This is a genomic window from Roseibium sp. (assembly GCF_025698965.1).
Taxonomy (GTDB): Bacteria; Pseudomonadota; Alphaproteobacteria; order Rhizobiales; family Stappiaceae; genus Roseibium.
The window spans coordinates 1-10,961 of record NZ_JAILWL010000207.1 but is presented as its reverse complement, the minus strand read 5'-3'; the positions used below and the strand labels follow the sequence as shown (position 1 = coordinate 10,961).

Below are 10,961 nucleotides of genomic sequence, written 5' to 3'. Positions count from 1 at the left end.
TGTGCAGATCATCGGCAGAACGATCTTCAACGCGCCTGTGACCGGTTATATCGACCTTGTCGAACTCTCCATGGCGAGCATGGCATTTCTTGGAGCGGCCTATTGCCAGCGGCTCGGTGCCCATATTCGCATGGAACTTCTGATCGGTCGTTTTCACGGGCGCGTATTGTGGTTCCTCGAAATTTTCGGAACGCTGGTAGGTATGGGAATTCTGGCGGTGCTGATCTGGTTCAGCGCCGAACACTTCTGGCGCGCCTACACCCTTGGCGACACGACAATCGATGCCGAATTTCCGGTTTGGCCTTCAAAGCTGCTGGTTCCGGTTGCGTTTTCGATCTGGTGGCTGCGGTTATTGGTACAGCTTTGGGGGGCGGTGAGGCTTGCTGTCAATCCGTCGGCAACTCCGGTAGGGGTCGCGGTCATCAAGGATGCCGCGGAACACGCTCAGGACGAAATGCATGAGGCAATGGCCGACGACGTAGATCCGTCGGATCCCTCTGAAAACGGAGGCCGGTCATGATCCTCGGTATTGGATTTTCCGATCCGCTTCTCGTCGGCATCATCGCTCTGGCGTTGTTGCTCTGCCTCGTCATCGTCGGCGTTCGTGTCGTCTTCGCTGCAGCGGTTGTTGGATTGCTCGGACTGATCGAGTTACTCGGTTGGACAGGAGCTGCCGGGATTGTCGGAACAGTGCCCCACTCCAAATCATCCACCTATGCTCTCAGTGTTTTGCCGATGTTCATCTTTATCGGCTTTCTCGCCTTCCATGCCGGAATGACGCGCCAACTCTTCGTCGCGGCAAGACATTGGCTTGGTTGGCTGCCGGGCGGCCTTGCCGTGGCAACGGTTCTGGCCACAGCCGGATTCGCCGCCGTATCGGGAGCATCAACCGCAACGTCCGCGGTTTTCGCGCGTGTGGCGATCCCGGAGATGCTTCGCTACGGTTATGACAAGAAGCTCGCTGCCGGTGTGGTTGCCGCAGGTGGAACTCTGGCAACGCTCATTCCACCATCGGCGATCATTGTTATCTACGCGATCATCGTTGAAGAATCCGTTGGCAGGCTTTTGCTGGCTGGTTTTCTTCCGGGCCTCTTTTCTGCAGTCGTGTATGGCTCCATCATTGTAGTTTGGGCAAAGTTCCGGCCCGAGCAGGCACCAAGTGTTCCAGGGTCGTCCTGGAAGGAGCGGTTTGAATCTCTACCCGGGGTTTCACCGGTGCTGCTCGTTGTCTTGATCATCATTTCTGCCATTTACGGTGGCTGGGCAACTCCGACGGAGGCTGGAGCGCTTGGAGCTGCCGTTGTCTTCGTTCTGGCGCTGTTGAAAGGGGCAGGGGTCAAAACCATCAGGAATTCGCTGATGGAAAGCGCAAAGCTCACGGCGATGATCTTCGCGCTGATCTGGGGCGTCTTGATTTTTGTTCGGTTCCTCGGGTTTTCAGGGATACCCGAAGCCTTCACGTCCTGGATTGTCGGGCTTGAGATGTCACCGATGATGATCATGATCATGATCCTTCTGGCCTACGCAGTGCTGGGCATGTTCATGGATGCCATCGGGATGCTTCTGCTCACGCTGCCTGTGGTCTATCCGGCGGTCATTGCGCTTGGTTTCGATTCCATCTGGTTCGGTATCATTGTGGTCAAGATGGCCGAAGTCTGCCTGATCACGCCGCCAATCGGATTGAACTGCTTTGTCGTGAATGCGGTGCGGCCGGACATATCACTGCCGCAGGTCTTCAAGGGTATTACATTGTTTTTCGTGGCCGATGTGTTGACCATTATTGGTCTGCTCATGTTTCCGGAAATCGTTACAATTCTCCCCGATTTGTTGAACTAGAAAGGACGGGTGTATGCGCCTACAGGTGAGTTTGCCTCTGGCTGAGGCGAATTTGATCGCAGATGAAGCGCTGCGACTCGGGCGGGAGGAAGAACTCCTGCCGCTCACGGTTGTGATCCTGGATGCCGGGGGCAAGCTGGTGGTATCCAAATGTGAGGACGGTTCCGGAATCATGCGGTTTGATGTGGCTTATGGCAAGGCCTGGGGCGCGCTCGGTATGGGGATCTCCAGCCGTCTCATCCGGGACCGGTTGTCATCGCGACCAACGTTCCAGTCTGCTTTGGCAACTGCCTCGCATGGCAGATTGATCCCTGTCCCCGGTGGTGTGCTCGTTCGCAATGCCGACAACATTACAATCGGCGCGGTCGGCATCAGCGGAGATACGTCCGACAAGGACGAATACTGTGCCATCGAAGCGATCAGAATATCGGGTCTTTTGTCCGAACCGGCGGAACCTGCACCAGACTGGCGCGCCTCATCCCTGTCGGATCACTATCCCGACTAAATCAGCAATACTGGTGAAATGACGAAACCCGGTACAGATACAATGTGCCGGGTTTTTTCCATGTCCGACTGCCATCACCACTGGGTCACACCCACAGAAAATGGGCGGTTATCGGACCTCAGACCTTACCAATTCGAAGGCACTAGAAATCGACAGGGACATCAAAATAAGTCGTGGTCGTCTGCCTACGTTCACGGAGCCGGTCCTCCTCCGAGAGGACGTTGATCGTCGACTTTCCCTTATACTTCAGAGGCAGCAACATGAGACGAATGAAGGCCGATTCAGCAAAGCTGTTGCCGGCTGTCGCCTTTACGGGTGTGTTTTCCGCTTCAAACCAACTGTCTCCCGCTTGCACCGTTTTCGCATGATCATCCGGCTGTAATCGAAGTTGGCCCTTTAACAGATAGCGGAAGCCGGGACCAGGATGAACGTGACGCCAGGCAGAGGCTCCCGGTGGGAACGAGACCTTGTCGAGACGCAGCAACATCACCGGAGAATGAACTTCGACGGTCTCACTCATGAGTACACAAGACCGTTCAGCGAGGGGGACGGGGGATTGGCCGACCGTGAAGCGGATCAGGTCAACCGTTTCGCAAGCGGCACCTAACGAGCCCGAACGGTCGAGCAGATATCCGGTCTGGGCCGATAACTTGCATCCGTTGTAGCTGGCCTCGACCTTGAGCGGCCACACTGCGGTGTAAGGCGCGGAAAGGTGCAGGAATTCACCCGGACCAAGAGTGTCGTGGACGAGCGACATGTTTAATTCTGGCATTACCGGAACTTCTGATTTGCGTGATCTCAAGCAGCATCGACCAACTGAAGTCCGTGTTCTCACAAGCAACGTTCAATCAGGAGAGACCAGCTTGAAGCGTACATGGACACAGTAAAATCGATATGATAAAAAATATCGATAAAAATGTTGAAAGACAACAAATATCGTCTATCCTGAAAAAAATATATGGGAGGATAATCATGTTCAATATCTTGAAGACAACAGGCTTGGCAGTCGGTTTGCTTGTTTCTGCGAGTTTTGCGCAGGCGGAGGAATTGCGTATCGGTACTGCCAGTCTGGGCGGAGCGTTCTATCCGATGGGGCAGAGCATCTCGAATCTCGTCAACAAATATGCCGGTGAAGACATCTCCATGGTGCCAGTTGTCACTGGCGGTTCAGTTCAAAATCCAAGACTTGTTGATAGCGGTGAAGTCGAGATTGCAATCACCAACAACAACCTGGCTGTTCTGGCTGTCAACGGTAAGGGCCCCTATAAAAGCGGTCCGATTGACATGAGTGCGGTTGCCGCGCTTCACCCAAGTGTGCTGCATATGATCGTGCCGGAAAATTCCGACATTCAGACGATTGAGGACCTGAAAGGCAAACGTGTCGCGGTCGGTCCGGCCGGCGGTGGTACGCTGGGGTTCATGAATTTCCTACTGCCGCTTCATGATATGTCGATGGATGACATAGTACCGAGTTTCCTGTCCTACTCCGACGGCTTCAGCCAGCTGAGCGATGGCAATGTCGATGCGGCATTTGCACTTTCCGGCTATCCGGCCGGTGCCGTGATGCAGGCAGCAGCTGGCAACAAGCTGAGGTTTATTTCGTTCTCCGATGGAATGCTGGACAAGGCGCTAGAGAAAAACGGTGCCTTCAAGGCAGTCGAAATTCCGGCCGATGTCTACGGTACGGAAGAATCAGGCACAGTCATTGGCGTCAACAACATGTTGATCGCGCCGAATTCTCTCTCACCTGATGTCGTTGAGAAAATCGTGGCATCGGTCTTCGATCATCTGGAGGAATTTCAGGCAGAGAATGCAAACGCGAAGCAGATCGATCCAGCGAATTCTCTGTCCCTGGCAATTCCGCTGCATGAAGGCGCAGCGCGCTACTTCAACAAGTAAGACCTCAATCGAATGAAACGCCTTGCGAGCCCGCTAACCGGGCTCGCGAGCCGTGGTGAAAAGAGGCAGACCTGTGCCTGGTAAATCTAGTGAGTTTCCGTTGCTGACGAAGCAGAATATTATTCTGATGGCCGCGTTCGGCCTTGGGGTGTTTCATCTTGCGGTCGTTTCCGGAGTGATTGCGATTTCAACCATGCCCTTGCGGCTGGTTCACGTCGCCATGGCCTTTTCGCTTCTGTTTGCGTTGAAGCCGGCATCGGCAAACCTGAAAAATACCAAGACGGATTTCGTCCTTTCAACTGTGCTGATTACCGCAGTTCTGGCGGCAAGCCTTTGGTTGATCTGGCGTTGGAAAGCCATTGCATTTAGCGGCGGATTGACGACTGAAGGCGACTTTTATGCCGGAGCTGTCATTTTGCTGCTGGTTTTCGAGGCAGCGCGCCGGGGCATTGGACTGATACTCGCCTGCATCACACTGGTCTTTTTCTTCTATCCGTTCATCAGTCCGTTTCTTCCGGGAATCTTGAATGGCAGGGGCTATAGCCTGGAGCGCATGGTCATCTTCCTGACCACCGATACGCAGGGTGTTTACGGAATTCCGATCGGGGTGGCGGCCACCTACATCATCGTCTTCACCATTTTCGGGGCCATGTTGTCGCGGTTTGGTGCAGGTGACTTTTTCTTCGAAATCTCGATACGCCTGACACGAGGCCTCAGGGCCGCGAGTGCAAAATCCGCGGTGCTGTTTTCCACGCTGATCGGCATGGTTTCGGGTTCTGCGGCAGGAAATGTCGCGGTAACGGGTACCGTAACAATTCCGATCATGAAGCGGGAAGGTTATGAGCCACATCAGGCCGGAGCCATCGAGGCGGTCGCGTCGACTGGCGGGCAATTGATGCCACCGGTCATGGGCGCAGCCGCGTTTATCATGGCGGAGATTGTCGGTGTTCCCTACACGAGCGTGATGGCAGTCGCCATTCTCCCGGCGCTCCTGTTTTTCGGATCGGCGTTTTTTGTCGTCCACTTTCAGGCGGTGAAGTCCGGCATTGAGCCGAACACCGCCGACAAAAGTGATGGCCGGCCGCTTTCAGCGGTTCTGATCCAGGGGATGCCGTTTATCGGCGCATTCGCGATCCTGCTGGGTCTGATGCTTGCAGGCTTTTCACCCTTCAAGGCGTCGCTTTGGGCGATGGCTGTCCTGATCGGTCTCGATGTCGTAAAGACCCGGCGGGTTGACCTTGAGCTCTTCAAGAGGATCGGCGGCAGCATTGCGGAAGGCTCGCGCAATGTCATTACGATCTCGGCTGCCTGTGCCGCTGCCGGCGTGATTTCCGGCACTTTGGGGATCACCGGTCTTGGCTCCAAGATAGCGCTTCTGATTGATGTCGCTTCGAATGGCCAGTTAATCCTTGCACTCGTTTTCACGATGATCGCATCCATCATTTTGGGAATGGGTTTGCCGACAACCGCTGCTTATCTGATCCTGGCAACGGTGGTTGCTCCTGCGCTGGTCAAGTTCGGAGTGCCGATGCTGACGGCTCATTTCTTTGTGTTCTATTATGGCTGTATCTCAACCATCACACCCCCGGTTGCGTTGGCCTCCTATGTCGCCGGTGGCATCGCCGGTGCCGACGTCAACAAAGTCGGCTGGACGGCGGCTTCCTACGCCACCACCAGCTTCGTTCTGCCGTTTGCGCTTGTCTTCGGACCTGGCCTGCTGATGCAGGGAGATATCCTGGCAAATCTGGTTGCCGTGGTGACCGGCTTCGCGGGAGTGGGGGCCGTGGCCGCGGGAGTTGTCGGCAGTGTTTTCTCGCCGCTCTCCTGGTTGAACCGCGTCTTTGCGCTGGCCGGAGGATTGTGCCTGCTCATTCAATTTTGGCCGACTGCGATCGTCGGTGGAGTTCTGCTGGGATGGGTTCTGTTTCAGCAATTCAACAGCAGACAAGTTTCGATTAGATCCTGAAAACAACTGGAAAAAAAATGGCAAGAGAATTCAGACGCGTCGTAACCGGTCATGATGAAAACGGGATCGCAATTGTGGAAAGCGACGCGATTGCGACCCATCGGCTTCAACGCCCAAATCGGCCCGGTGTGACGTTGACCAATTTCTGGCTCTCCGATGGTACTCCTGCGGAATATGACGGTGCTACTGAAACCTGCGAGGGGCCTTTCATCCTGCATCCTCCGAAAAACGGCAGTGTTTTTCGTGTGGTCGAATTTATGCCGGAAGATCCGGAAGTGATGGCGACACTGGACGGCAAGGCCGCGTTCGCGGAAATGGGAGCGGGAGCCAACATCGTCGAAGGTGCCCGACATCCGTTCATGCATCGTACCGACAGCGTCGATTATGCAATCATCCTGACCGGTGAGATCTATATGCTGATGGATGAAGAAGATGTGCTTTTGAAAGCGGGAGACGTGATTGTTCAACGCGGTACCAACCACGCCTGGTCCAATCGTGGCACCGAACCATGTTCCATTGCCTTCGTTCTGGTGGACGGGGTGACCACGCGCGCGGAAGACCAGAAGGGAATTCCACGACGCTGACATGATTTGCTGCATGATTGGTGAGGGAAAGGGGCCGTTGATAGGATTTCCCGTTTCCGGAATATTGCTGAAGAGGAGGAATAACGTGATGCGATACAGTGGATTCGTTTCGGCTTTCCTTTCCTGCCTTGTTGTTATTCCAGCATTTGCCGAAGCGCCGAAAATTCAGACACCGGTCCCCGTGATTTTTCTCGCTGACAATCTGGACGAGGCGGATCAGCTTGGCTGGTGCATCGACACTTTGGGGCGCGGATTTGCCGAAAACCTGCAGGCACATTCCTGCAAACCGCAAGGTGGAGACGTGCAATTTTCCTACAACGCCGAAACCAAACAAATTACCTCGGTGGAGTTTGCAGGAAAATGTATGGAATTGATTGCACCGGACGACCCGAAGATTGCCTTTGGTCTGAGGGACTGCGCTGCGAGCCTGCCGATGCAGCAGTTTTTGTTTGATCAGGGAACCGGGCGCATCACGCCTACCAGTTCGCCGGAAAGCTGTGTCGCTGCGGGTGAGGCGAGCCGGCAAGCCGGTCCCTTCATGTCGCGTGATCTCGTTCTTTCCCCTTGTGACGATACATCGCCGGAGCTGATCACCTGGCTCGAATTAAAGTAATTGCTTGATCAGATAACGGGCCCCAATTTCGTGATTGTCGCCGAGGGTGACCTACTTTTGCGCCGTAGCGGTCTGATAGCAAAACACGATCAAAATGCCTTTCAGCATGCTTCCCGGTTGCAGCTGTCTGTCTGACGCAGCGTTTTCATGTGCGCGGCGGCGCATTTGTCTGAAAGTAGTCCTGGCTGTGCTTGGTCGTTTGGTTATCGGGCACAGGGGGGAGACGGTTTACGGGACGGGTTCATTGATGAACGGAAGGGGAAATCACCCGCTTTGCCGTCTTCCGATACACGATCTCAATTGCAAACGAAGATACGATCATGCCTGCCAGGATCAACAGATGATAGCGCGTTGTTTCAACCCGCCAAACCTGCCAGCAAAGCGCAAGCAATGCGAGCGCGCATGCCGCCATTCCGATGATTGAAATCCATGCGCGACTGCCGGTGTCCTTTGCGCGCCTGACATTGGCGTGGTTGACGGCGAAGAAAATGAGCAGAAATCCCGCGCTGCCCATTGTTGCGATTGCGTTGAGAGGCAGGAATACGACCAGAAGAAGCGATGCGGCAGCAAACACAAACATGCCTTCCAGAGGCTGGCCCTTGATATTGCGTTCCAATTCCTTCGGCAGTTCACCGGATTTGGCAATGGTGTAGGTCAGGCGACCGGCACCATAGAAGGTTGCGTTGATGGCAGAGGTCGTTGCCAGCAATGCGGCAATGGTCACAATCACACCGACGGGGCCAAGAAAATTATGCGCTGCAATCGACAGAACATTGTCTGAGTTTGCTTTGATCTGGTGAAAGTCGAGTTGTCCCAAGACTACAACCGCGATCAGCACATACAATAGGATTGCGATCAAAACTCCACCTAAATATGCAATCGGCAAAGCCTTCTTCGGGTTTTTGACGTCTTTGCCGGCATTCGCGATCAGCTCGAACCCTTCGTAATTCAGAAAGATGATCATCGCACCGGCAACAAGTTCGATCGGAGGCACGTAGTCGGATGGTGTCATCCGGCTCCAGTCCACTGGAATTGTCAGCCCGGCAACAATGAAAACCAGGAGCAACACCATCTTTCCGGCGTTGAAAAAGTTCTCGGATCGTATGACCAATTGTGTGCCAAACAGATTGATGATGACGAGCGTGATCAGCAGTCCACTGGCAAGGGCTCGCGTTAGGAAGGAAGAATGTTCAAAGGGCAGCAGAACACTCGCATAGCTGCCAAAAGCATATGCATATACGGCAAGAAGAACCATATAGCTCATCGACAAGAGAATATTCAACGCGCCGGAAAATACGCCTTCGCCGAACCCTTTAATCAAAAAGGTCACGGTGCCGCCTTCACTTGGATATGTCAGCGTCATGCGCAGGTAGGAGTAGCTTGTCAGCAAGGCGACGATACCGGCAACGATGAACGCGATTGGAGCTGCGCCGCGTGTCAGCTCGATTGTCAGACCGGTGACGGCAAATATACCACCGCCAACCATGCCGCCTATGCCGATCGAAAGCGCGGAAAACGTCCCGATTTTTGCGTTTTCTGTACCCGGCACCCATAACCTCGTTTTCTCGGCACCAGAACCAGTCTTGCTGGCCCGTTCACACCTGTTGAGATGTCGATTCTCTCAGCATCAATTATTCGGCCGACAATTCCAGAAATTTTTTATCAGACAAGTACCTGTTCGACACTCTGAGATCCCTTGTTCGGTCTGTGATCTGGGATATCTGACCACCAGGAAGGATTGACGTATGCGCTCAGCGGCAAAGCGGCAGCATGGAGTCTGGCCACGGCTTGCTTTTTTTGGTTCAGATATCTTCGAGCTACTTATCTGCTTCACTGTAGATGAGGATACTAGCTGAAAACTTTCCAGTGTTTTTCAGGCGACGAACGTCCGCTTCCGGTAGCCACAGTGCGACAGTTGCCAGCGCAAACGAAGTCTGGTGTGGGCTGCTTGACTGAAACCAAAAAAAGTCATGCCTGAAACGTGACCTTCACGAAGGCTGGCGTGTCCGTCAAACAAGTGAACTTCGTGTACATCGAACTGTTCGACAACAGACAATAGCATTATTCGTCCACCAGATACTAAGCGCCCCAATTGGAATTCATTTTTAGCTCTTGGGAAATTGCTGCATTACCTTCACACTAAATCTGTCACAAAACAGGGACGCGTGCCCCATCCAGGAGATTCTAAAATGGCTGGTGTCATCAGGTTGGATCCCCATAACCCCAAAGGGGAAGGCCTGAAAACCTGGGAAGTAATCCCGCCCGACTGGCTGATCGGGCCTGTGCCGGACCAGCGCGGGGTGAAGGCGTTTGAGTACAACGGCCTGTGCATCGGCACTTGGGAAAACCATGGCGGCAGCGCAACGAGCAGCCATCCATACCCGCTGTTTGAGTTCATGCAGATCATCGACGGAGAAGTCACCATCATCGACGAAGCGGGTAAGAAAGATGTCATTCTAGCCGGGCAGGCCTTCTTCCTGCCTCAGGGCTTCAATTGCGCATGGGATATGACGAAGAACTATCGGAAATATTTCATGACCTTCCATAAAGAAGACTATCCGGCAGAGACTGACCAAGCCAAATTGAAATGCATTCGCCTCATTTCAAACCCAACAGACGCTGAGCTGGACGATGTGAGCAGGCTGACCGATAGGCTTGATAGATTGGAACCGCACCAAAGACAAAACCTCGCCTATGAATCGGGCGACGGGCGGATCCAAGTAGGAACACTGGTGTCCGGACCGTGCGAGATCCCCATCACATCATTCAACCGCAACGAATTGATTTGCGTGCAATACGGAACTGTCATTGTGACAAGTCAAAACCACCAGGAAACCTTCACTACTGGTGAGAGTTTTTTCGTACCACTGCATGCGTCGGTCGGTTGGCGTTCGGAAGACGAATTCCGCGCATTTTTCTTTGCGGTGTGGCCGTAGGCAAGAAAGGCGTCCATTGAGCAATGAACAAGATGTCTTCATGACGATTATATTCTTTGGTTGTTCATTGCGAAATCAGCTTACTCTCTTGACGGAAGTCGGTGAAGTCACCGAGGCGCCAGGACTGGCTCTGCAGGCCTCATGCAGGGCGAAAGCTGGTTTCAAGCGGCGCTCAAGGCTCTTGTTTGGGAATTTGGAACACTGGTTCGAGGCATGCGCCAGAAAATGCAAACTCCGTCACTATCTTAAGAACCTTGGCAATCTCATCGCGGTCAAGGTCTAAAGGGGCGAGGTCAGCAAATTTGAAACGACGGGATAAGGTCAAACAAACAACCTACCAGGAATGTCGCTGGCACCAGCGCAAGACAGCTTCATGGCATTATGGCCATCCTGACAAGCCAACACCTCCATTGACCAAGGACCGAACGTGTCCAAAAGCATTTGAAGACGAACAGGTATTTTCCTACAATTTCCTGCGCACAACCACAAAGCAGCGGTACTTTGATGACGGTTCTTGTATTTGGTGGCTCCGGGACAATCGGCCGATTGCTTGTGCCGATGCTTTATGCAAGTGGCACGCAAATCCGGGTTGCAACACGGTCGGAGGAGTTTGCTGCAACTC

General features: G+C 53.7%; 10 protein-coding genes. 8 read left to right on the top strand and 2 right to left on the bottom strand.

What is annotated here, in order from left to right:
- The 3 genes from K5905_RS17095 to K5905_RS17085 form a co-directional block, all read left to right on the top strand.
- Positions 1-520: TRAP transporter small permease (locus tag K5905_RS17095; RefSeq protein WP_367186978.1), on the top strand; the 520-nt coding region annotated here is incomplete at its 5' end.
- Positions 517-1,836, top strand: a complete 1,320-nt coding sequence (locus K5905_RS17090) for a TRAP transporter large permease (RefSeq protein ID WP_297585996.1) — start codon at positions 517-519, stop codon at positions 1,834-1,836. The genes K5905_RS17095 and K5905_RS17090, both read left to right, overlap by 4 nt.
- Before the next feature lie 13 nt (positions 1,837-1,849).
- Positions 1,850-2,341, top strand: coding sequence for a heme-binding protein (locus tag K5905_RS17085; protein ID WP_297585994.1), 492 nt, complete (start codon positions 1,850-1,852; stop codon positions 2,339-2,341).
- A 142-nt stretch (positions 2,342-2,483) separates the two neighbouring features.
- Here K5905_RS17085 and K5905_RS17080 read toward each other — a convergent pair whose 3' ends face one another.
- A complete protein-coding gene (locus K5905_RS17080) occupies positions 2,484-3,113 on the bottom strand; it encodes a cupin domain-containing protein (RefSeq protein ID WP_297585991.1) in 630 nt (209 codons plus the stop codon).
- Between the two features lie 200 nt (positions 3,114-3,313).
- Between K5905_RS17080 and K5905_RS17075 the strand changes: the two genes are divergently transcribed.
- The 4 genes from K5905_RS17075 to K5905_RS17060 all read left to right on the top strand — a co-directional run bounded on the left by K5905_RS17075 (position 3,314) and on the right by K5905_RS17060 (position 7,403).
- Positions 3,314-4,240 carry a TAXI family TRAP transporter solute-binding subunit gene (locus K5905_RS17075; protein WP_297585989.1) on the top strand — a complete coding sequence of 309 codons (927 nt, stop codon included), beginning with the start codon at positions 3,314-3,316 and terminating at the stop codon, positions 4,238-4,240.
- A 73-nt stretch (positions 4,241-4,313) separates the two neighbouring features.
- Complete coding sequence (locus tag K5905_RS17070) at positions 4,314-6,206, top strand: TRAP transporter fused permease subunit (protein WP_297585987.1); 1,893 nt, start codon at positions 4,314-4,316, stop codon at positions 6,204-6,206.
- Positions 6,207-6,223: 17 nt separating this feature from the next.
- Positions 6,224-6,790: a cupin domain-containing protein gene (locus tag K5905_RS17065; protein WP_297585985.1), complete on the top strand. Its 567-nt coding sequence runs from the start codon at positions 6,224-6,226 to the stop codon at positions 6,788-6,790.
- Between the two features lie 88 nt (positions 6,791-6,878).
- Positions 6,879-7,403, top strand: a complete 525-nt coding sequence (locus tag K5905_RS17060; protein WP_297586002.1) for a ricin-type beta-trefoil lectin domain protein — start codon at positions 6,879-6,881, stop codon at positions 7,401-7,403.
- A gap of 241 nt (positions 7,404-7,644) precedes the next feature.
- On the opposite strand, the gene K5905_RS17055 is transcribed toward K5905_RS17060, so the two are convergent.
- The gene (locus tag K5905_RS17055; protein ID WP_297585983.1) at positions 7,645-8,952 is read right to left on the bottom strand and encodes an APC family permease; all 1,308 of its coding nucleotides are present in this window, start codon (positions 8,950-8,952) and stop codon (positions 7,645-7,647) included.
- Between the two features lie 640 nt (positions 8,953-9,592).
- Between K5905_RS17055 and K5905_RS17050 the strand changes: the two genes are divergently transcribed.
- Positions 9,593-10,339, top strand: a complete 747-nt coding sequence (locus K5905_RS17050; protein WP_297585982.1) for a cupin domain-containing protein — start codon at positions 9,593-9,595, stop codon at positions 10,337-10,339.
- The last annotated feature ends 622 nt before the right edge of the window (positions 10,340-10,961 follow it).

Coding starts and splice junctions, on each gene's coding strand:
- K5905_RS17090 (WP_297585996.1), top strand. CDS start 517: ATGATCCTCGGTATTGGATTTTCCGATCCGCTTCTCGTCGGCATCATC.
- K5905_RS17050 (WP_297585982.1), top strand. CDS start 9,593: ATGGCTGGTGTCATCAGGTTGGATCCCCATAACCCCAAAGGGGAAGGC.
- K5905_RS17085 (WP_297585994.1), top strand. CDS start 1,850: ATGCGCCTACAGGTGAGTTTGCCTCTGGCTGAGGCGAATTTGATCGCA.
- K5905_RS17075 (WP_297585989.1), top strand. CDS start 3,314: ATGTTCAATATCTTGAAGACAACAGGCTTGGCAGTCGGTTTGCTTGTT.
- K5905_RS17065 (WP_297585985.1), top strand. CDS start 6,224: ATGGCAAGAGAATTCAGACGCGTCGTAACCGGTCATGATGAAAACGGG.
- K5905_RS17080 (WP_297585991.1), bottom strand. CDS start 3,113: ATGCCAGAATTAAACATGTCGCTCGTCCACGACACTCTTGGTCCGGGT.
- K5905_RS17060 (WP_297586002.1), top strand. CDS start 6,879: ATGCGATACAGTGGATTCGTTTCGGCTTTCCTTTCCTGCCTTGTTGTT.